This is a genomic window from Actinomadura graeca, from assembly GCF_019175365.1.
Classification (GTDB): domain Bacteria; phylum Actinomycetota; class Actinomycetes; order Streptosporangiales; family Streptosporangiaceae; genus Spirillospora; species Spirillospora graeca.
Genome location: NZ_CP059572.1, coordinates 66370 through 86123 on the forward strand (window position 1 = coordinate 66370; position 19754 = coordinate 86123).

The 19754-nt window shown below is 74.7% G+C and carries 19 protein-coding genes; 5 read left to right on the forward strand and 14 right to left on the reverse strand.

The features are described 5' to 3' along the window. Positions 1–5: 5 nt before the first annotated feature. The 5 genes from AGRA3207_RS00290 to AGRA3207_RS00310 form a co-directional block, all read right to left on the reverse strand. Positions 6–728 carry an ABC transporter ATP-binding protein gene (locus tag AGRA3207_RS00290; protein WP_231332518.1) on the reverse strand — a complete coding sequence of 241 codons (723 nt, stop codon included), beginning with the start codon at positions 726–728 and terminating at the stop codon, positions 6–8. Next, a complete protein-coding gene (locus tag AGRA3207_RS00295; protein WP_231332519.1) occupies positions 725–1624 on the reverse strand; it encodes an ABC transporter permease in 900 nt (299 codons plus the stop codon). The genes AGRA3207_RS00290 and AGRA3207_RS00295 overlap by 4 nt, the downstream gene beginning before the upstream one ends. Beyond that, on the reverse strand, positions 1621–2682 hold the full coding sequence (locus tag AGRA3207_RS00300) for an NrtA/SsuA/CpmA family ABC transporter substrate-binding protein (RefSeq protein ID WP_231332520.1): 1062 nt from the start codon (positions 2680–2682) through the stop codon (positions 1621–1623). Before AGRA3207_RS00300 ends, AGRA3207_RS00295 begins: the two co-directional genes overlap by 4 nt. A 484-nt stretch (positions 2683–3166) precedes the next feature. Then, a complete protein-coding gene (locus tag AGRA3207_RS00305; RefSeq protein ID WP_231332521.1) occupies positions 3167–4543 on the reverse strand; it encodes an NADP-dependent succinic semialdehyde dehydrogenase in 1377 nt (458 codons plus the stop codon). An 83-nt stretch (positions 4544–4626) separates the two neighbouring features. Next, entirely contained in the window at positions 4627–5646 is a 1020-nt protein-coding gene (locus AGRA3207_RS00310) for a lactonase family protein (protein WP_231332522.1), read from the reverse strand. Positions 5647–5911: 265 nt separating this feature from the next. Between AGRA3207_RS00310 and pgi the strand changes: the two genes are divergently transcribed. Next, entirely contained in the window at positions 5912–7543 is a 1632-nt protein-coding gene (gene pgi, locus AGRA3207_RS00315; RefSeq protein ID WP_231332523.1) for a glucose-6-phosphate isomerase, read from the forward strand. Between the two features lie 149 nt (positions 7544–7692). On the opposite strand, the gene AGRA3207_RS00320 is transcribed toward pgi, so the two are convergent. The 6 genes from AGRA3207_RS00320 to AGRA3207_RS39675 form a co-directional block, all read right to left on the reverse strand. Next, entirely contained in the window at positions 7693–7950 is a 258-nt protein-coding gene (locus AGRA3207_RS00320) for an EF-hand domain-containing protein (RefSeq protein WP_231332524.1), read from the reverse strand. Between the two features lie 98 nt (positions 7951–8048). Next, the gene (locus AGRA3207_RS00325; RefSeq protein ID WP_231332525.1) at positions 8049–8789 is read right to left on the reverse strand and encodes a sugar isomerase domain-containing protein; all 741 of its coding nucleotides are present in this window, start codon (positions 8787–8789) and stop codon (positions 8049–8051) included. Then, positions 8782–9219 (reverse strand): PTS sugar transporter subunit IIA, encoded by a 438-nt coding sequence (locus AGRA3207_RS00330; RefSeq protein ID WP_231332526.1) that lies wholly within the window; start codon positions 9217–9219, stop codon positions 8782–8784. The genes AGRA3207_RS00325 and AGRA3207_RS00330 overlap by 8 nt, the downstream gene beginning before the upstream one ends. After that, positions 9216–9518: a PTS sugar transporter subunit IIB gene (locus tag AGRA3207_RS00335; RefSeq protein WP_231332527.1), complete on the reverse strand. Its 303-nt coding sequence runs from the start codon at positions 9516–9518 to the stop codon at positions 9216–9218. The genes AGRA3207_RS00330 and AGRA3207_RS00335 overlap by 4 nt, the downstream gene beginning before the upstream one ends. A gap of 39 nt (positions 9519–9557) precedes the next feature. Further along, a complete protein-coding gene (locus AGRA3207_RS00340) occupies positions 9558–10994 on the reverse strand; it encodes a PTS ascorbate transporter subunit IIC (protein WP_231332528.1) in 1437 nt (478 codons plus the stop codon). Positions 10995–11095: 101 nt separating this feature from the next. Next, positions 11096–11827: a GntR family transcriptional regulator gene (locus AGRA3207_RS39675; protein WP_273699983.1), complete on the reverse strand. Its 732-nt coding sequence runs from the start codon at positions 11825–11827 to the stop codon at positions 11096–11098. A gap of 184 nt (positions 11828–12011) precedes the next feature. On the opposite strand from AGRA3207_RS39675, the gene AGRA3207_RS00355 reads away from it, so the two are divergent. Both AGRA3207_RS00355 and AGRA3207_RS00360 read left to right on the forward strand, forming a co-directional pair. Further along, entirely contained in the window at positions 12012–13337 is a 1326-nt protein-coding gene (locus tag AGRA3207_RS00355) for a hypothetical protein (protein WP_231332529.1), read from the forward strand. A 94-nt stretch (positions 13338–13431) separates the two neighbouring features. Continuing rightward, entirely contained in the window at positions 13432–14553 is a 1122-nt protein-coding gene (locus AGRA3207_RS00360) for a carbohydrate kinase family protein (RefSeq protein WP_231332530.1), read from the forward strand. 3 nt (positions 14554–14556) lie between these two features. Here AGRA3207_RS00360 and AGRA3207_RS00365 read toward each other — a convergent pair whose 3' ends face one another. Next, the gene (locus AGRA3207_RS00365) at positions 14557–15498 is read right to left on the reverse strand and encodes an AraC family transcriptional regulator (protein WP_231332531.1); all 942 of its coding nucleotides are present in this window, start codon (positions 15496–15498) and stop codon (positions 14557–14559) included. A gap of 98 nt (positions 15499–15596) precedes the next feature. Between AGRA3207_RS00365 and AGRA3207_RS00370 the strand changes: the two genes are divergently transcribed. Together AGRA3207_RS00370 and AGRA3207_RS00375 are read left to right on the forward strand one after the other, a co-directional pair. Next, positions 15597–16460 (forward strand): NAD(P)H-binding protein, encoded by an 864-nt coding sequence (locus tag AGRA3207_RS00370; protein ID WP_231332532.1) that lies wholly within the window; start codon positions 15597–15599, stop codon positions 16458–16460. Then, positions 16457–16960, forward strand: a complete 504-nt coding sequence (locus AGRA3207_RS00375) for an anthrone oxygenase family protein (protein WP_231332533.1) — start codon at positions 16457–16459, stop codon at positions 16958–16960. Before AGRA3207_RS00370 ends, AGRA3207_RS00375 begins: the two co-directional genes overlap by 4 nt. A 17-nt stretch (positions 16961–16977) precedes the next feature. Here the strand turns inward: AGRA3207_RS00375 and AGRA3207_RS00380 are convergent, their stop codons facing one another. Both AGRA3207_RS00380 and AGRA3207_RS00385 read right to left on the reverse strand, forming a co-directional pair. Next, positions 16978–18375: a nickel/cobalt transporter gene (locus tag AGRA3207_RS00380; protein ID WP_231332534.1), complete on the reverse strand. Its 1398-nt coding sequence runs from the start codon at positions 18373–18375 to the stop codon at positions 16978–16980. Further along, positions 18372–19697 carry a tetratricopeptide repeat protein gene (locus tag AGRA3207_RS00385; protein ID WP_231332535.1) on the reverse strand — a complete coding sequence of 442 codons (1326 nt, stop codon included), beginning with the start codon at positions 19695–19697 and terminating at the stop codon, positions 18372–18374. The genes AGRA3207_RS00380 and AGRA3207_RS00385 overlap by 4 nt, the downstream gene beginning before the upstream one ends. Between the last annotated feature and the right edge of the window lie 57 nt (positions 19698–19754).

Below are 19754 nucleotides of genomic sequence, written 5' to 3' on the forward strand. Positions count from 1 at the left end.
ACTCCTCAACGCGGTTCGGGTACCGGGGCCGGGACGGGCCCGACCCCGAGATGGGACAGGAAGGCCCGGCGGAGCCGGGCGAGGGCCGGGTCGTCGCGGTCGCGGGGCCGCGGCAGGCCGATGACCTCGTCGGCGGCGAAGACCCCGTCGCGCAGCACCGCGACCCGGTCGGCGAGCCGCAGCGCCTCGTCCACGTCATGGGTGACGAGGAGGACCGCGGGGCGGTGCCGGGCGCACAGCTCGGCGACGAGGTCCTGCATCTGCAGCCGGGTGAGCGCGTCGAGGGGGGCGAACGGCTCGTCCAGCAGCAGCACCTGCGGGTCGCGGACCAGCGCCCGCGCCAGCGCCACCCGCTGCGCCTCGCCGCCCGACAGCGTCGCGGGCCAGGACCGCCCCTGCCCCGCCAGCCCGACCTCGTCCAGCGCGCGCCGCCCCGCCTTCCGGGACGTGCGCGGCAGGCCCAGCGTCACGTTCGGCAGGACGCGCCGGGCCCGCACCAGCCGCGGCTCCTGGTAGACGGTCGTGCGCCGCGGGGCGGCGAGCACCGTCCCGGCGTCGGGGGACTGGAGGCCCGCGAGGACGCGCAGGAGGGTGGTCTTGCCGGTGCCGCTGGGCCCGAGCAGGGCGAAGAACTCCCCGCGCCGGATCTCCAGGTCCACACCGTCCAGGACGGTCTTCGGGCCGAACGACTTGCGCAGGCCGGTGATGCGCACGGCGACGTCGCTCACCGGGCCGCCACCTGCCCGCGCCACGGCATCGCCACCCGCTCCACGCCCCGGATCACCAGGTCGATGACCAGGCCGATCAGCGCGTAGATCAGGATGCACAGCACCATGTAGTCGTTGCGGTAGTACTGCTGCGCGAGTGTGACCAGGTAGCCGATGCCCTCGCTCGCGCCGATCTGCTCGGCGGCGATCAGCCCGGTCAGCGAGACCGACAGGCTGATGCGCAGCGCCATCAGTATGCTCGGCAGCGCGCTCGGCACGATCACCGCGGCGGCCAGCCGGGCGCCGCGCAGCCCGAAGCCGCGTGCCGCCTCCACCACCTCGCGGTCGACGCCGCGCACGCCGAGGTAGGTGTAGGCGTACATCGGCGCGGCCGTCGCCACCGCGATCAGGACGACCTTGAAGGTCTCGCCGACGCCGAACCAGGAGATGAACAGCGGCACGAGCGCGAGGAACGGCACGGCCCGCTTCATCTGCATCGTCGGGTCGATCAGCTCCTCGCCGAGCGCCGACAGCCCCGCCGCGATCCCGAGCAGCAGCCCGGCGCCGGCGCCGGCGAGCACGCCCAGCGCCGCGCGCCGTCCCGACGCCAGCAGGTAGTCGGTGAGCTGCCCGGTCTCGGCCAGCTCGCGCAGCGCCCCGAACACCGCTCCGGGCCCGGTCAGGACGTCCGGCGGGATCCGCCCGCTCGCCGACCCGTACCACCAGGCCGCGAGCAGCAGCACCGGCACCGCGGTCCGGACCGCGAGCGACACCGCCGGGGGACGGTGCCGGGGCCCGATCCGGGGCGGGACGCGGAGGTCCGCGGTCCCCCCGCCGGACCCGCCGGCCGTCGCGTCCGGCGTCGTGTCCGGCGGCTCCCGGCGGACGGGCGGCGCGGTGGATCGCCCGAGCGTCATGACGCCCGCCCCGACGGCGCCGCCGAGGCCGGTGCCGCCCTCAGGTCGAAGATCACCTCGGCGGCCGGGATGGCGGCGGGCAGGACGCCGTACTGGCGGAAGATCCCGGCGACGTCCTCGACGTACTTCCCGTCGGCCGCGCCCGCGTACCGGGGGACGTTCTGGAACCGGGCCTCGGCGAGGTTGTCCTGGAGGCGCGCCCCCGAGACCGCCGTCGGCCCCTTCTTGAGGAACACGTTCTGGAACCGCTCGGGCGAGCGCTTCTCCTGCTCGGTCAGCTCGCGCAGGGTGTCGAGGACGACCCTGACGGCCTCGGGGTGCCGGTCGAGCAGCTCCGTCCGCGCGGCCCAGATGCTGAGGTCGCGGTCGGGGAGGTCGCGCCCGTTGACCAGGACGCGGGCGCCCTTGGCGACCACCTCGGGGTAGGCGTCGACGATCGCCCACCAGGCGTCCACCTTGCCGGTGGCGAACGCCGAGGCGCCCTGCACCGGGTTGAGGTAGACCCGCTTGACCCGGTCGGCCGGGATCCCGTTCTGCCGCAGCGCGAGCAGCAGCAGGTACTCGCCGCGGCCGCCCTTGTTGACCGCGACCTGCTTGCCGACCAGGTCCTTGACGGACCGGACGGGGCTGTCGGCGGGCACGACCAAGCCGTCCCGCGGGGGCGCGGACCGGTCGGTCACCGGGTCGGTGAAGGAGAAGATCTTGATGTTGCGGCTGTTGGCGAGGTATCCCAGCGCGGGCGAGATCGCGCCCTCCAGGACGTTCACGGACCCGGAGCGGACGGCGTCGATCGTCGCGGTGAACGAGGCGTACGAGCCGCCCCACTCCACCCGCGCGCCGACGGCCTTCAGCCGCTCCTCCAGGATCCCCTCGCGCTTGGCGTAGGCGAGCGGGCCGGCGTTCCCGGGGTCCTTGAGCTTGATCACGGCGGCCCCGCCGGGGCCGCCCGCGGTGCCGCCCGCCTCGGCCTTCCCGCCGCACGCGGAGGCGAGGCTGAGCAGGGCGGCGGCCGCGGCCGCGGCGGCGGCGAGACGTGAACGGTGACGGAAGTCGAACATGGTGGCGTAGCCCCTCATGTGATCGGGCGGGGCGGCGGCGGGCGCCGGCCGCACGCCGGCGGGAGCCCTGCCGGCGCCGGACGGCGGCGACGGCGGGCTCGGTGCGGAGAACGGTGGTGTGTGCGAGGAAAGGGCCCGGTCGCGGGCGCGTCAGTGCGCCGGACGGGCGGACGGGGCGGGAAGGGCCCGGCCGGGTCGCGCGCGGGGGCGCGGAGGCGGCGCGGGCGGCGCGGTCACCGACAGAGAGTGCTGTTCAGGCGCATGAAGTCGACCACGCGCCGGACGGTCAGGACGACGTGCGGCATATTTCCCATAATTAAGGTAGGAATACTGGAAGTCAAGCGTAAAGACGCCCCCGACCTGCTATCGCCCTCGTCACACCCCGCCCGGCGGGCATCCCGCAGCGGATCGGACGGGGCTCGCGCCGCCGGCCCGGTCTCTTGCAGGGGACGACCCCCACACCCCCCGGGGACAGCCGGGCGGCTTAGGCGATCCAGACCGTCTTGACGTTGCAGAACGCGTGCATGCCCTGCTCGGACAGCTCGCGGCCGTAGCCGGAGCGCTTGACCCCGCCGAACGGCAGCTCCGGGTACGACGTCGTCATCCCGTTGATGAAGACCTGCCCGGCGTCCAGCTCCCGGACGAACCGCTCCCGCTCGTCCGGCTCCCGCGTCCAGGCGTTGGAGCCGAGGCCGAAGCCGGTCGCGTTCGCCACCTCGACCGCCTTGGACACGCCGCGGACGCGGAACAGCGACGCGACCGGCCCGAACACCTCCTCGTGGAACATGCGCATGTCGGGGGTGACGCCCGAGACGACCGTCGGCGGGTAGTACCAGCCGGGCCCGTCCGGGCGCTCGCCTCCGCACAGCACCGCGGCGCCCTTGCCGGCCGCGTCGGCGACGAACTCCTCCACGTCGGCGCGGCCCTGCTCGGTGGCCAGCGGCCCCACGTCGGTGGCCTCGTCCATCGGGTCGCCCACCCGCCGGGCGCGCATCGCCTCCACGAACAGCCGCTCGAACTCGTCGGCGACGCCGGTGTCGACGATGAAGCGCTTGGCGGAGATGCAGCTCTGCCCGTTGTTGAGGCAGCGGGACGTGGCCGCCGCCTCCGCCGCCGCCCCGACGTCCGCGGACGGCATCACCACGAACGCGTCGCTGCCGCCGAGCTCCAGCACCGTCGGCTTGATCTCGTCCCCGGCGATGGCGGCGACCGACCGGCCGGCGGGCTCGCTGCCGGTGAGCGTCGCCGCCCTCACCCGCGGGTCGCGCAAGACCCGCTCGACGTCGCCCGAGCCGATGAGCAGCGTCTGGAACACGCCCTCGGGGAAGCCCGCGCGCCGGAACAGCTCCTCCAGGAACAGCGCCGTCTGCGGGACGTTCGAGGAGTGCTTGAGCAGCCCCACGTTGCCCGCCATCAGCCCCGGTGCCGCGAAGCGGATCACCTGCCAGAGCGGGAAGTTCCACGGCATGACCGCCAGCACGGGCCCGAGCGGCTGGTAGCGGACGTAGGCGCCGGACGCCCCCACGGCTGCGGCGTCGGCGGGGCGGTCGGCGAGGAACCCTTCCGCGTGCCCGGCGTAGTACCGGCACGCGTTCGCGCACTTGCGCGCCTCCGCCTCCGCGGCCTTGAGCGTCTTGCCCATCTCGGTGGTCAGCAGGGCGCCGATCCGTTCCGCCTCGCCGTCGAGGATGTCCGCCGCCGCGTTCATCCACGCGGCGCGCTCGGCGACGCGGGTCGTGCGGTACGAGGCGAACGCCGTGGCCGCCCGCCGGATGCGCCGGTCGACCTCCTCCGGCGGGTGCGCGTCGAAGGTCTTCTCCACCCGTCCCGTCGCGGGATTGGTCGTCGCGATGGCCGTCATGTCCGGATCCCCCCTCGTCCTCCCCGGGACGTGCCCGCGCGTCCGTGCCGGAAACACCGGCCGGGGGCCGCCGGAAGGGCGCCTCAGGCGGGGACGACGCAGACCGGCGACGGCACCTCCAGCGGGGCCCCCACCTGCGCGGGGACGCCGCCGGCGCCGATCCGGAACGTCGCGACCTGCCCGCTCCGCTCGTTGGCGACGTGCATCCACTCGCCGTCCACGTGCAGGTCCCGGGGCCAGTGCCCGCCGCATCCGGCGTCCGCGACGGGCGCGAGCGCGGCGCCGTCGTCGAGCACGCGGTGGGCGGTGACCACGTCCGCGCCGCGTGCCGAGGTGTAGGCGAACCGGCCGCCGTCCCCCAGCTTGATCGCCGCGCCCAGCGGATCGCCGGCCACCGGCCCCGCCGTCGCGGGGGACTCGGCGACCAGGTCGAGGCGGGCGTAGCCGCCGGCCGGGCGCAGGACGAGCACCGTCGCCGTCAGTTCGGTCAGCACGTACACGTGCCCGCTCGGGTGGACGGCCAGGTGCCGGGGCCCGCAGCCGGGCGGCAGCGGGGTCTCGCCGACGGGCCGCAGCCTCCCGCCCTCGACGCGGAAGGAGCGGACGAGGTCGGCCCCGAGGTCGGTGGACAGGACGGTGCCGTCCGGGGCGTGCGCGCTCGCGTGCGCGTGCGGGCCCTCCTGGCGGTCCTCGCGCGGGCCGCGCCCGTGCCCTTCCGCCACGTCCGGCTCGCCCGCGAACCCGCCGCCGGGGCCGAGCGGCACCGCCCTGACCGTCCCCGACCCGTAGTCGGCGACGATCAGGTACCCGCCGCCGGGGCCGACGGACAGGTGGCACGGGAGCGACCCCGCGTCCACCCTGCCGATCTCCCGAAGCCTCCCGCCCGCGGCCGCGAACGCCAGGACGGCGCCCGCCTCCTCCTCGCGGACCGCGTACACCACGTCCCCGCCCGGATGGACCGCCAGATAGGACGGGGACACCGTCGCGGCCGCGAGCTCCGGCGCCCCGAGCGAGCCGTCCCGTCCACGCCGTACCCGGTAGACGCCCTTACCGGCGCCCGCCTCCCCGGTGTAGGTGCCCACCCAGAAGTCACGCTCGCCCACCCCTGCCCCCATCCCGGTCCGAAAGGCGACCACCCGCCGTCCATGGCGGGCGGCAGGCCCCCGAGCCTAACGACCGGCGCGGCCCGCCCGGCGGACCTCCGGGCCGGGACGGCCCGCCCGCCCGAAGTCGCCCGGAACGCCCCGGGCGCGGGAGCCCTTTGGTACGGTCGCGCGCGGTCGACCTATGATCGCCGTGGGGGCGGCGGAGTGACCGGGGCACAGCGCGGTGCCCGCACGGCCCCCGCCGAGGAGGACGAGAGAGGCAATGGCTGATATCACCGAGGCGCCCGAGTGGTCCGCGCTCGCCGACCACCAGGCGGCCCTGGCGGGGAGGCACCTGCGCGAGCTGTTCGCCGACGACCCCGGACGCGCCGAGCGCATGACGGTCACCGCGGGCGACCTCCGGCTGGACTACTCCAAGCACCGCGTCACCGCCGAGACGCTCGGGCTGCTGGTGTCGCTCGCGGAGCGGGCGGGGCTGCGCGAGCGGATCGCGGCGATGTTCACCGGCGTGCACATCAACGTCAGCGAGGACCGCGCGGTCCTGCACACCGCGCTGCGGCTGCCGCCGGGCGAGCCGCTGACGGTGGACGGGCAGGACGTCGCCGCCGACGTCCACGCCGTCCTGGACAGGATGGCCGAGTTCTCCGGGCGGGTCCGCGCGGGGGAGTGGACGGGGTTCACCGGCAAGTCGATCACCACCGTCGTCAACATCGGCATCGGCGGCTCCGACCTCGGCCCCGCCATGGCCTACGAGGCGCTGCTCGACTATGCCGACGCGGGCATCTCCTGCCGGTTCGTGTCCAACATCGACCCTGCCGACATCGTCGGGACGCTCGCCGGCCTCGACCCCGAGCGGACGCTGTTCGTCATCAGCTCCAAGACGTTCGGCACGCTGGAGACCCTCACCAACGCGAAGGTCGCGCGGCAGTGGCTGGTGGACCGGCTCGGCGACGACAAGGCGGTGTCCCGGCATTTCGTCGCGGTGTCGACGAACGCCGAGCGGGTCGCCGGGTTCGGCATCGACACGGCCAACATGTTCGGGTTCTGGGACTGGGTCGGCGGCCGGTACTCCTTCGACGGCGCGATCGGCCTGTCCCTCATGATCGCGATCGGCGGCGAGGCGTTCCGCGAGATGCTCGCCGGGTTCCGCGAGATCGACGAGCACCTGCGCACCGCGCCCTTCGAGGCGAACATGCCGGTCCTAATGGGCCTGCTCGGCGTCTGGTACACCGACTTCTTCGGCGCGCAGACCCGCGCGGTGCTTCCCTACAGCCAGCGCCTGTCGCGGTTCCCCGCCTACCTCCAGCAGCTCACGATGGAGTCCAACGGCAAGTCGGTGCGGGCCGACGGCGCCCCGGTCGTCGCGCAGACGGGCGAGATCTTCTGGGGCGAGCCCGGCACCAACGGCCAGCACGCCTTCTACCAGCTGCTGCACCAGGGCACCCGGCTCGTCCCCGCCGACTTCATCGGGTTCGCCGAGCCGTTCGAGGACCCCGCCGGCATGCACGACCTGCTGGTGGCGAACCTGCTGGCGCAGACCTCGGCGCTGGCGTTCGGCAAGACCGCCGAGGAGATCGCCGCCGAGGGCGCGCCCGCGGCGGTCGTCCCGCACAAGGTCATGCCGGGCAACCGGCCGACCAGCACGATCCTCGCGCCGAAGCTGACCCCGAAGGTCCTCGGGGAGCTCGTCGCGCTGTACGAGCACATCGTGTTCGTCGAGGGGACGATCTGGGGCATCGACTCCTTCGACCAGTGGGGCGTGGAGCTCGGCAAGGTCATGGCGATGGACCTGGCGCCCGCGCTGACCTCGGAGGAACCGCCGTCCGGGGCGCCCGACCCGTCCACGGCGGCGCTCGTGCGCGAGTACCGGCGGATGCGCGGCCGCGCGGTCTGACGTGCGCGCGGTCTGACGTGCGCGCGGTCTGACGTGCGCGCGGTCTGACGTGCGCGCGGTCTGACCGGCCGCGGTCTGACCGTCCGCGGCCCGGTGCGTACGGGACGGGCCCGCCGGTTTCCCGGCGGGCCCGTCCACGTCGCGTCAGGTCAGCCCCGCGCGTCCGGCGGCGGCCCTGCGATCCAGCCCTGCGACTCCAGGATGGCGCGGAACTCGGCGTAGGAGATGAAACCGTCCCGGTTGGTGTCCGCCCGCTCGAACCGGTCCTGGGTCTCCGCGCGCGTCCAGGACAGCCCGAGGCTCTCCAGGACGAGCGTGTACTCCATCAGGTCGAGCTTGTCGTCACCGCCGAGGTCCGCGCGCGTGAACACGGCATGAAGGTCGTCCTCGGTCGGCCTGGTGGTCATCTCACTCCTCGCATAGGTCCGATATGCCCGCATCATCGCATGGTGCGGGCCGGTCCTCTCGCGAAACGCCGGGCACCGCGCCGGTGTTCCGCGGCCCCTCATCCTCCGGCCAGCTCGGGGATCCGGTCCTTGTAGCGGGCGAGGAGCGCCGCGTTCCCCTCGTCCCCTCCCGGGACGTTCGCACTCGTCCAGCGGGGGAGCCCGACGCCCCGCGCCGCGGCGAGGTCGTCCAGGTCGGCCAGCACGCGGGCCCACGTGTACGCGGCGAGGATCGTGGACACCGCCGCGGTGCGGGGCCCCTCGGGCGGGTGGAGCGCGTCGCCGGGCGGCACGCGCGTGTCCAGCACGATCGCGGCGTGGTCGGCGAGGCTCGTCGGCGCCCGCGCCGCGGCACCGCGCGACGCCCGCGCCGAGGTCACCGCGACGACCGGCACGCCCCGCGCCGCGCACGCCTCGGCGACCTCGACGGGGTAGGGGTTGCGGCCGCTGGTGGAGAAGACCACCGCCACGTCCGGCGGGGCGGGCGCGGCGGCCGCGACGACCCGGCGCCCCACCCCCGGCTCCCTCTCGACGCGGGTGCTGCGCACGGCGTCGTCGAGCGGGAGCACCCCCGCGTCCCAGATCGGCCGGACGGCGGCGAGCCCACCGGCCCGGTAGAAGGTCTCGCACACCATCGCCAGCGAGTGCCCGGCGCCCGCGACGTGCACGATCCCGTCGTTCGCCACCGACTCCAGCAGCAGCGCGGCGGCGTCGCCGATGGCATCGCCGGAGACGGCGTCCAGGTCGTCCAGCAGGTCCCGCACCCGGCCCGGGAGCGGCGTCCCGGCGGTGTCAGCCATCGGGCAGGGCCTCCTTCAGGGCGCGTGCCAGCCCCTCCCGGTCCGGGGCGGCGCGGAGCCGGTCGGCGAGGCCGGCCGACAGGGCGCGCGCCAGCGCGGCGAGCGTCCCGACGTGCACGCCGGGGTCCGGGGTGCAGAACGAGAGCAGCAGGTCCACCGGGTCGTTGTCGGGATGGCCGAACTCCACGGGCGCCGCCAGCCGGGTCACGCCGACGCGGACGGCCAGCCCGCCCTCCTCGGGACGGGCGTGCACGAGCGCCAGCCCCTTGGCCAGGACGATGTACGGGCCGTTCTCTTCCACGACCCGGACGCACGCGTCCGGGTAGCCCTCGCCCGCCGCGCCCGCGCCGACCAGGGCGGACGCCGCCTCTCGGACGGCCTCCCGCCAGCCGGCGGCCGCGACGCCGTCGGCCGCCACGGTGACGGTCACGAGAGCCAGCCCTGCTCGGCCAGGCGCTCCCGCAGCCGGGCCTCCAGGCCCTCCTTGTCCAGGAAGTCGCTGATGGTGATCACCACGGGCGCCAGGCCGGCGATCTCGCCGGTGTGCATCCCCTGGCCGATGACCACGTCCGGCGCCATCCCGCGCGCCGTGGACACGTCGGTGTTCTCGACCCGCGCGTCCACGCCGAGCGAGCGCAGCGCGTCCTCGGCGGTCATCTTCAGCATCAGGCTGGAGCCCATGCCGACGCCGCAGACCGCGAGGATCTCCAGTTGCCGGTCCAGTGCCATGTCGGTCCCCTTCTGTCGGTTCTCTCCCTGACGGTCGGTTCAGGCCCCGGCGGGGGCCTTGTCCCCGGCGTCGGCGGCCTCGGGCTCGTCCGCGGTCCCGCGCCGCCCGGAACGGCCGAGCACGACCAGGGTCGCCACCATGGCGGCCAGCGCCACGAGCGGCACCAGCCAGATCGTCCCGTCGCCGACGACGGGGTCGGCGGCCTTCAGCAGCCACCCGATCGCGTACCAGTCGGGGTCGGCGAGGGTGGCGAGCTCCGGCGCCGTCCTCTCGTACAGCCCCCAGGTGACGGCCTGGCCGATCGCGAGGACCAGGCCGGAGATCACGCCGCCGAGCACCGCCCCGCGCCAGCCCGCCACGACGTTGCCGAACAGCCCGGCGGCGCCGCCGACGAAGAACAGCATGATCATGGGCGGGGCGAGGGTGAACCAGCCGGCGCCCGCGAACACCGCCAGGCAGACCAGGAACACGCCGGTGGAGGCCACGAACCCGACCATGACCGCGGTCGGCGCGACCGGGAAGACGGTCGGCGCGTCCAGCGCGGGACGGGTGCCGGGGATCACCCTGTCGCTGAAGCCCTTGAACGCCGGGACGATCTCGCCCAGGAACATCCGCACGCCGAACAGCAGGATCGCGATGCCGCCCGCGAAGCGCAGGCCGACCAGCAGCGCCCACACCCACGAGGACAGCTTGGGGTCCATCTCGGCGGAGGCCCTCCCCACCACGCCGTCGTCGGCGAACGCGACCGCCACCAGCATGATCACCGAGATGATCAGCGCGGTGCTGACGTTGACGTCCTTGAAGAACGACAGCTGGCGCGGCAGCCTGAGCCGCTCGGTGTCGTGCCTGCCACGGCTGCCGAGCGGCCGGGCGGCGTACCCGGTGACCAGGCACGCGAGCGAGCTGGTGTGCGCGAACCCGAACCGGTCGCCCGGCATGACACGGCGCATCAGCGGGCGCATCCACAGCGGCTGGACGGTCCAGTAGGCGGCGACGAACCCGGCGCCGCAGAGCACCAGCGTGAGCTGGTCCTGGCCCGGCGCGATCGTCACCAGCGACGCGACCGTGACCGTGCTGACCCAGAACATCAGGTGCCCGGTCAGGTAGAGGTACCGGGCCGCCGGGAAGATCCGCACGATCAGCACGTGCGCGAGGAACCCCACGGTGATGACCAGCGCGATCGTCCCGCCCTGCTCGGTCAGGAACCGCGTCAGCGAGTGGTCGGCCTTCGGCGGCGTCGTGCCCATGGCGCTGGCCAGCACCGTCTGGAAGCTGGTCAGCCCTCCGGTGAACACGTCGACGCCGATGAACAGGATGACCACGCCGATCGTCGCCCGCAGCGCGCCGGCGAGCACGTCCTCGAACCGCTTGCGCTGGAGCAGCAGCCCGAGCAGGGTGATGAGGCCGATGAGGATGGGCACCTGGCCGAACACGTTGTCGGCCAGGAAGGTGAGGATGTCCCTGATGACGTCCATGGTGAGGTCGCCTCACTTCTCGGGGGTTGGTGGAGCGCTGTCGCCCCCGTCAGCGCGATGGCGGCCGTGGCCCCGGGGCGGGCGCCCCCGGCGGCCGCCGGTCAGTGCGTGGGCGGTCTGAGGTCGAGTTCCAGCCGGTAGCGGTCGCCGCGGTAGACGGATCTGACGTACTCCAGCGGCCTGCCGTCCTCGTCGCGGGTCACGCGCTCGAACAGGAACGCCGGGGTGTGCACCGGGACGTCCAGCTCGGCGGCCTCCTCGGCGGTGGTGACGGTGGGCTCGATCGTCTCGGTGCCCGAGGCGATCACGATGCCGCCGGCGCGCAGCAGATCGTAGAACGACCGGCCTTCCAGGTCCTGCCTTCGCAGGGCGGGCATGAGCGCCCGCGGCAGGCAGAGGGTCTCGATGGCCATGGCGGTCCCGTCCGCGAGCCGCAGGCGCCGAATGGTCAATACCTCTTCCAGGGGAGACAGGGCGAGCCGCCTGCCGATCCGCGCCCCCGCGGCCTCCGTGCGGAACGACAACACCCTGCCCCCCGGCTTCATCCCCCGCCTGATCATGTCCTCGGTGAAGGAGGTCATGGTCAGCGAGACGGCGATCCTCGGCTCGGCCACGTACGTGCCGCTCCCGTGCCGCCGGTCGAGCAGCCCCTCGGCGACGAGGTCGTCGATGGCCTGCCGCAACGTCGGGCGGGACACGCCGAGGTCCTCGGCCAGCCGGCGCTCGGGCGGCAGCGCGTCGCCGACGTCGAGGCCCTCCAGCATCGCCAGCAGGCGGCGGCGCACCGCCTGCCGTTTCGTGCTCGCGGCCCGCCCCTCACCCGCAGATTGCACGTATTTCACCCCCCGATAACCAGTTCCTGCTCGCGCATAACGTATGTCCGATTGAGCCAACTGGTCAATACCACTTTAGGGGATTTTGCCCTGGTCAACGCGGATAGTCCGGCCTACCGTCGCCGGAGATCGTCCGATGTCCGGCGACGGCGAGACGCGCCGGGCGCTCACGAGGAGGCGCGGGATGGGCGGAGTCGTACGGGGCACGCTGGCGGCGGTGCTCCCCCTGGTCATGGCGGTGACGGCCGCGGGAACCGGCCACGCGGACCCGGCGCCGTCCGCGGCCGCGACATGGCGGCTGCTGGAATCCGAGTCGTTCGACGGGCCCGTGGACGACGGGAAGGCGCCGTGGGCGCCGGACGACGACGGGCCGTCAAGTCCCTACAACGTCGACATGTACGACAACGATGGCGCGTACTTCGACACGGTCGGGGGACCGGCCTTCCGCGCTCAGCTTTCAAAGATGAGGATCTATCGCCGGTCGTTCGCGTTCGGACGGGGCGGTTGGCTCACCGCCGAGCTGGCCGCACGCGACGCCGACGGCGACGGCAGGCCCGATGCGCCTCCCGCGCTCACCTCCCGCGGGGGCGTCGCCCACCTGGACGAGCCCGCCCACCAGGCCGGCGTCGTGATCCGCTCGACGCGGGCGCTTCCGGCCGAGTACCGGATCGAGATGACCCTTCGCGGCCTCGACTTCGGCGGACGGCGCGGCGGATCCTGGGACTACCCGGACGGCCGGGTCAACGGCTATTCGCCCGGCGGCTGCAAGACCTCCTTCCCGTGGGCGGCGGGCGGCGACTTCTCCCTGCCCGAGTGCCGGTGGCCGGACGTCCGCACCGACGCCAACGGCTTCTACTACCTGTCGATCATGGACTACGCGCGGGTCGCGCCGCACGACAACGTGTTCGTCCACGCCCACCGCAAGGTCGCCATGGACGCCTACAACCGGTACAGGTACACCGGCACCGGCCTGAGGTACTGCGACCCGGCGACCGGGCGGTACGAGCCGTACGACGCCGGGACCGGAAACGGGGTGAACGCCCTCTTCATGACCGACGACCGGCGCTACCCGGCGATGCCCGGCACCGAGTACCTGATGCAGAGCGAGTGCGGGTTCGCCAAGGGCGGCGCAATAGTCTCGGCCGTCGACCTGAGGCCCGAGCTGCTGCCCGGGAAGCCCTACCGGTTCGCCGTCGAACGGCGTGACGGCGCCTACACGATGGAGATGTCGGGCGACTTCGCGCATGTGGGCGAGGCGACGTTCCGGTACACGCGGTCCTTCGTCCAGGACGGCGAGCCCATCTGGCACTACAACCGGACGCCCGGGGAGTACGACGGGCGGTTCGACGCCGACTGGACGTGGAAGGGCCCCGGCGGCACCCTCGTCGACCGCGGCACCTGGCCGGCCGGGTCCGCCTACCCCGACACCTTCATGATCGGGGACCCGCACGTGAACTTCTACGAGGGGAAGGCGCAGGTGGACGACATCCGCCTGTCCGTGCCGAGGTAGCGATCCGGTCACGGGACACGGCACCGGCTGTGATTCTGTCGGAGGCAGCGGTTATCGTCCGTCAGAACGTTCCAAGCCACGCCGTGGGGGCACCGTGACGAAGACCGTTCCGGGCCGGCCGCCCGAGCCGTCCCTCACCGATCCGTGCGCCGAGCGGGAGCCGGCGGGCGAGCGCCTGCGCGACGCGGCGGGCACGCCAGGCCCCGCGCTGGACGTCTTCCTGTCCGGCCAGGTGTTCATGGACATGATCTTCACCGGGCTGCCCGGGCTGCCGCCGCCCGGCACCGAGATCGTCACCGACGGGCTCGGGTCGGCGCCGGGCGGCATCGCCAACATCGCCGTCGCGATGAGCCGGCTCGGCCTGCGCGTCGGCCTCGCGGCCCCCTTCGGCGACGACCTGTTCGGCGCCTACCTCTGGCGGACCCTCGCCGAGCAGGAGGGCGTCGACCTCGGCCTGTCCCGGCGGGTGCCGGGCTGGTCGACGCCCGTCACGGTGTCGCTGGCCTACGACTCCGACCGCAGCATGGTCACCTACGCCCGTCCCGTCCCCGCGCAGCCGGACGGGCTGGCCGGCGCCGCGCCCCCCGCCGCGCGGGCCTGCTTCGTCGACGTCGACCGGCCGGTGCCCGCGTGGGCCGCCGCGATGCGCGAGCGGGGCGCCCTGGTCTTCGCCGACCTCGGCTGGGACCCGACGGGCGCCTGGTCCGCCGAGGTGCTCGACCGCCTGGCGCACGTTGACGTGTTCCTGCCGAACGCCGCCGAGGCGATGGCCTACACCCGCACCGGCACGCCGGAGTCGGCCGCCGCCGCCCTGGCCGGGCGGGTGCCGGTGGTCGTGGTCAAGCGCGGCGGCGACGGCGCCATCGCCATCGACTCGGCGACGGGGGAGCGGGCCGAGACCGGCGCGCTGCCGGTGGAGGCCCTGGACGCCACCGGCGCGGGCGACGTGTTCGGCGCGGGCTTCGTGTTCGCGACCCTGGCGGGCCTCCCGCTCGCCGAGCGGCTCCGGTTCGCCAACCTGTGCGCCGGGCTGTCGGTGCGCCACCACAGCGGCTCGCTCGGCTCGCCCTGCTGGGGCGAGATCGCCGCGTTCGGCGAGTCGGGCGAGGTCCCCGAGCCGGTCCTGGCGGAGTACGCGTTCGTGGTGCCGTTCATCCCCGAGGCCGCGTCCGACACGGTCGTCCGCGCCGAGCCCACCCTGCGCAAGCCGGGGTAGGCGCTAGGCGGTGGCGGCCCCCGCCCGGTACTCCTGGGGGCTGATCCCGCGCTCGCGCTTGAAGGCCGCGCTGAGCGCGAACGCGTTGCCGTAGCCGACCTGCCGCGCCACCGCCTCCAGCGTCGCGTCGCTCTCGCGGAGGAGGTCGGCGGCCTGGGCGAGGCGGACGCCCGTCAGGTACGCCATCGGCGGCTCCCCGATCAGCTTCCCGAACCGCTGCGCGAGCGCGGCCCGGGAGACGCCGACCCTCGCGGCGAGGCCGGAGACCGTCCACGGGTGCGCCAGGTCGTCGTGCAGCAGCCGCAGCGCGGGGCCCACCACCGCGTCGCCGTGCGCCCGGTACCAGCCGGGCTTCTCCGCCTGCGGACGGGAGAACCACGCGCGCAGCGCCGCGATGAGCAGCAGGTCGAGCAGCCGGTCGAGGACGACCTCCTGGCCCGGCTCGTCCTTGCCGATCTCCTCGCCGAGCAGCCCGACCAGCGGCGACCTCCAGGTGCCGCCGCGGACGACCGCCAGCGCGGGCAGCGCCGCGAGGAGCCGCTGCGTGACCGCGCCGCGCATCTGGTAGGTGCCGGTCAGCATGACCGCGGAGCCGTCCGGGTCGTTGCCCCAGGCCCGCACCCCGAGGTCCATCGCCTCCGACAGGCTCGTGCCGTCCGGTGTCGTGCAGCGCTGGCCGGGGACGATCACGATCTGCGGCTCGATCCGGGGCCCACTGGCGACCGTGTACGGCTCCGGCCCGCGGATGATCATCACGTCGCCGGGCCGGACGCGCTCGGGCGGGCCGCTGTCGGGGATCACCCACGCCTCATCGCGGACCATCGCGACCAGCGTCAGCGGCGCCTCGTCCTGGATCCGCATGGACCACGGCGGGTTGAGCGAGGAGCGCAGCATGAACGCCCCCCGCGCGCGCGGGCCGTCGAGCAGATCGGTCAGGGCGTCCATCCGCCCAGCGTAGACGGCGGCCCGGCGTGGACGCTCGCGTATGCGGCCGAGCTTCTCAACGATGGTCGCTGGAGCCGTCCGCCTGTTGACTCGAAGGCATGACGGACATCAGCGAGAACAGCGCCCCGGAGGGCGGCCTGACCCTCGTCCTCGGCGGGACCGGCAAGACCGGCCGCCGGATCGTCGAGCGGCTGGAGGCCCTGGACGTCCCCGTCCGGATGGGCTCCCGGTCGGCGGACCCGGCCTTCGACTGGGAGGACGGGACGACCTGGGCGCCGGTCCTGCGGGACGTCGAGCGCGTCTACCTCAGCTACTACCCCGACCTCGCGGTCCCCGGCGCCGCGGACGCGATCCGCGCGTTCACCGCCGCGGCGGCGGGCGCCGGGGTCCGGCGGGTCGTCCTGCTCTCGGGGCGGGGCGAGGACGAGGCGCGGGCCTGCGAGCGGATCGTCGAGGGCTCGGGCCTGGAATGGACGATCGTCCGCTCCAGCTGGTTCGCGCAGAACTTCAGCGAGGACCACCTGCTGGAGCCCGTCCGGGCGGGCGAGGTCGCCCTGCCCGCCGGGAACGTGCCCGAGCCCTTCGTCCACCTCGACGACGTCGCCGACGTGGCCGTCGCGGCGCTCACCGGGGACGGGCACGTCGGCGAGGTCTACGAGGTCACCGGGCCGCGGGCGCTCACCTTCGCCGAGGCGGTCGCCGAGATCGGCCGCGCGGCGGGGCGCGAGATCGCCTACGTCCCGGTCGCGGCGGAGGACTACGGCGCCGCCCTCGTCCGCCACGGGCTGCCCGCCGAGATCGCCGGGTTCCTGGTCTACCTGTTCACCACGGTCCTGGACGGCCGCAACACACCCACCACCGACGGCGTGCGGCGGGCCCTCGGGCGAGAGCCCCGGGACTTCGCCGACTACGCGCGCGAGACCGCCGCCAGCGGCATCTGGAAGGAATCGGACCACTCATGAAGTTCTCCCTCACGGTCGCCTCGGCGGCCCTGTCGATCCTGATGGCCGCCGGGATGGCGGGCACGTTCTTCGGCTTCTCCACCGGCGTGATGCCGGGCCTGAACGCCGCCAGGCCGGCCTCGGCGATCAACGCGATGCAGGCCATCAATCAGAAGATCCAGAACCCCGTGTTCGTCGGGGCGTTCATCCTCCTGCCCGTCGTGGCGGTCGCCGCGGGGATCCTGCTGCTGACGCTCGGCCAGAAGTCCGCGGCGCTGCTGTTCTTCGCGGCGGCGGCCGTGTACTTCGCGGGCGCGCTGCTGCCGAGCTTCGCGGTGAACATCCCGATGAACACCGACCTCGACGCGGTCACGATCCCGTCCGGCGCCGCCGACGCCGCGAGGGTCTGGTCGGACTACTCCGGGCGCTGGACGGCCTGGAACACCGTCCGCGCCGTGTTCAGCTGGGCGAGCCTCCTGCTGATGACCGCCGGTGCCTACGCGTGGGGCAGGAACGGCTGACCGTGCGGGGCCGGGCGTCACACGAGCAGCGGCGCCAGGCTCCGCGCGGCGAGGCCCACCCCGAGCGCCACCACCAGCGACGCCGTCCCGACCGGCAGCAGGCGCGGCGCCACCATCGTCCGCAGCGACGGCAGCCGCCGCGCCAGCAGCCGGCCGGACCCGGTGACGAGCACCCCGACCGACACGAGCATGACCGCCAGCCCCGCGCCGTAGGCGAGCACGAGCAGGACGCCGAACCAGGCGTGCCCGAGCGCGTGGGCGCCGAGCAGCACGACGATGGCGGACGGGCTGGGCATCAGCCCCCCGGCGAACCCCACCAGGACCATCCCCCGTCTCTCACCCCGATTCCCATGCCCGTGCCCGTGCCCGTCCCCATGCCCGTGCCCGTGCCCATGTCCGTGCCCATGTCCGTGCTCGTGCCCATGGCCGTGGCCGCCTCCGCGAGCCCGGGTCAGGGCGCGTCTCAGGAGGGTGACGCCGGCCAGGGAGACGAGGAGCCCCGCCGCCGCGCCGAGCCAGGGGAAGACCCGCGGCGCGGCGACGGAGGATCCGGACGCGATGAGCAGCCCCAGTGCCAGCACACCGGCGGTGTGCGTGACGGTGACGGTCAGGCCGAGGGTGAGCACCTCGCGGCGCGACCGGCGGCCCTGCCCGGCGGCCTGCGCCGCCATGATCGTCTTCCCGTGGCCGGGGGCCAGCGCGTGCGCCGCGCCGAGCACCATCGCGATGAGCAGTGCGAACAGGGCGAACCCGAGGTCCAGGTCGTGGCGGGCCACGAGCCCGGTGAAGGCCCGCGTGAGCCGGTCGGCGCCGCGCGGCAGCACCCGGTCCGCGGCGGCGCCGGGCGCGGGCGCGGCCAGCGGCGGGCCGCCCGCCCGCACCTCCGCGTTCGCCGTGCGCTGGTCGAGCGGGGACCCGAGGGTGTCCTGCGGATAGCGGGTGAGCCGCGCCGTCCGGGACTCGCGCGGGGCGTCCGACGAGGTCAGCGTCATCCGGTCGCCCGCCGCGGTCACCTCGTGCCACCCCGCCCGGTCCCCGGCGCCGGTGTCGCGGAAGCCGAGCCGGGCGCCGTCGAAGGGCGCGGTGATCGCGCACTCCAGCCGCAGCGTCCGCAGCCCCGCCTGCCCGGGCAGCGCGACCGCCGAGGACGAGCGGACCGCCGCCGCGACGGGCCGCCCGTCCGCGGTGATCCGGAACGCGGCGGCCGAGCGCGCGCATTCGCGCCCGGCCCATCCGCGCAGGTCGGCGCCGTCCTGGAGCACCTGCGCCGCCGGGATCTCCGCGAGGTCCTGGACGTGGTCGATCCGCAGCTCGTGCGGCGCCACGACGAGGCCGTCGTAGCGGTTGACCGAGAAGTTGCCGAGCGGGTGCGCCATGGACGCGGCGGCCCCGGCGGCCAGCACCAGCGCGATCACTCGTCGCCCCCGAGGTCCGCCAGCGCCGCGCGGGCGCGGGGGGCATGGAGCGGGGAGAAGTGCGGGTTGAGGCGCAGCGCCTCGGCCAGGTCGCGCCGCGCGTCGGCGCGCCGCCCGAGGGAACGCTCGATCATGCCGCGGTGGTAGCGGAACGCGGCGTTGCGGTACCCGGTCGCCGCGGCCTCCTTGGCGTACCGGAGCGCCTCCTCGTCGCGGCCGTCGGCGTGCAGGGCCCACGCGAGGGCGTCGGCGACGTGGACGCTGTGGCGGCGCGCCCATTCGGCGCGCGCGGCGCGCAGGGCCGCCGCGTGGTCGCCGTGGTCGGTCTCGAACAGCGCTGTCTCCAGGTCGGGCGTGACCCCGTTGGCCTTGGCGAGGGCGCCCCACGCCGAGGCGACCGCGTACTGCTTGGCCGCCTCGTCGCGGCGCCCCGCGGCCTCGTGCAGCTCGCCGAGCCACGTCAGCCGCCCGGGCAGCGGCGACCGGCCGACCAGGGCCTGCTGGTCGCGCGTCGCGCCGGCCAGGTCGCCGGTCGCCGCGCGCACCCGCGCGCGCCCGTCCAGCGCGCCGAGGTCGGCGGGGTCGGCCTGCAGCGCCGCCGCGAACTCGCGGCCCGCGGCGGCGGTGTCACCGCGGTTCCAGGCCAGCTCGCCGAGCTGCGTCCGGACGTAGGCGACGTCGCCCTTGCCGGTGGCCGAGGACGCCGCGAGCTCCAGGATGCGCCGCGCCTCGCCCGTCCGGCCCTGGAGCTCCCGGACGTAGGCGAGCCGCGTGAACACGGGGATGCCGGGCGCGGTCGCGTCGGCGTGCTCGGCGGCCTTCCGCGCGTCCTCGTAGCGGCCCAGCTCCACCAGCGCGTCCACCCGGACGGCCAGCGCGCGCGCCCCGTAGGCGTTGATGGCGAGGGCGCGGTCGGCCTCCGCCAGCGCCGTGGTGAAGTCGTGCCGCGCCGCGGCCAGCGCGGCGAGGCCCGTGTGGGCGGTGTCGTTGTCCCGCGGGCGCAGTCCCATCGACGTCTTCAGGGCGTCCGCAGCCTTCGGGTAGTAGGACGGGTCGGCGGTGAGCCGCGCCCGCTCCACGTAGGCCAGCCCGAGCGCCGCCCAGCCGGACGCGTCGCGCGGCTGGTCGCGCAGGTGGTGCTGCAGCCGGTCGAGCGATCCGCTCAGCGCCGCCGCGGGGGCCTCGGCGGCGCCCGCGGCGAACGCGGCGTCGGAGGTGCGCGGCGGCCGCTCCACCCGGATGGTCGCGGCGAGCGTGAAACCGGTGATCATCGCCGCGATCAGGCCCGCCATCAGCAGGCGGCGTGCGAGTACGTGTCCCATGGAAGTTCCCTCGTACGGGCGTGCGTCGTGGGGGCGGGCGGCCCGGCCGCGCCGGGG

What these genes read in the sequence shown, in the direction of transcription:
- AGRA3207_RS00295 (WP_231332519.1), bottom strand. Translation starts at nt 1,624, where the DNA reads ATGACGCTCGGGCGATCCACCGCGCCGCCCGTCCGCCGGGAGCCGCCG.
- AGRA3207_RS00300 (WP_231332520.1), bottom strand. Translation starts at nt 2,682, where the DNA reads ATGTTCGACTTCCGTCACCGTTCACGTCTCGCCGCCGCCGCGGCCGCG.
- AGRA3207_RS00305 (WP_231332521.1), bottom strand. Translation starts at nt 4,543, where the DNA reads ATGACGGCCATCGCGACGACCAATCCCGCGACGGGACGGGTGGAGAAG.
- pgi (WP_231332523.1), top strand. Translation starts at nt 5,912, where the DNA reads ATGGCTGATATCACCGAGGCGCCCGAGTGGTCCGCGCTCGCCGACCAC.
- AGRA3207_RS00320 (WP_231332524.1), bottom strand. Translation starts at nt 7,950, where the DNA reads ATGACCACCAGGCCGACCGAGGACGACCTTCATGCCGTGTTCACGCGC.
- AGRA3207_RS00325 (WP_231332525.1), bottom strand. Translation starts at nt 8,789, where the DNA reads ATGGCTGACACCGCCGGGACGCCGCTCCCGGGCCGGGTGCGGGACCTG.
- AGRA3207_RS00335 (WP_231332527.1), bottom strand. Translation starts at nt 9,518, where the DNA reads ATGGCACTGGACCGGCAACTGGAGATCCTCGCGGTCTGCGGCGTCGGC.
- AGRA3207_RS00340 (WP_231332528.1), bottom strand. Translation starts at nt 10,994, where the DNA reads ATGGACGTCATCAGGGACATCCTCACCTTCCTGGCCGACAACGTGTTC.
- AGRA3207_RS00355 (WP_231332529.1), top strand. Translation starts at nt 12,012, where the DNA reads ATGGGCGGAGTCGTACGGGGCACGCTGGCGGCGGTGCTCCCCCTGGTC.
- AGRA3207_RS00365 (WP_231332531.1), bottom strand. Translation starts at nt 15,498, where the DNA reads ATGGACGCCCTGACCGATCTGCTCGACGGCCCGCGCGCGCGGGGGGCG.
- AGRA3207_RS00370 (WP_231332532.1), top strand. Translation starts at nt 15,597, where the DNA reads ATGACGGACATCAGCGAGAACAGCGCCCCGGAGGGCGGCCTGACCCTC.
- AGRA3207_RS00375 (WP_231332533.1), top strand. Translation starts at nt 16,457, where the DNA reads ATGAAGTTCTCCCTCACGGTCGCCTCGGCGGCCCTGTCGATCCTGATG.
- AGRA3207_RS00385 (WP_231332535.1), bottom strand. Translation starts at nt 19,697, where the DNA reads ATGGGACACGTACTCGCACGCCGCCTGCTGATGGCGGGCCTGATCGCG.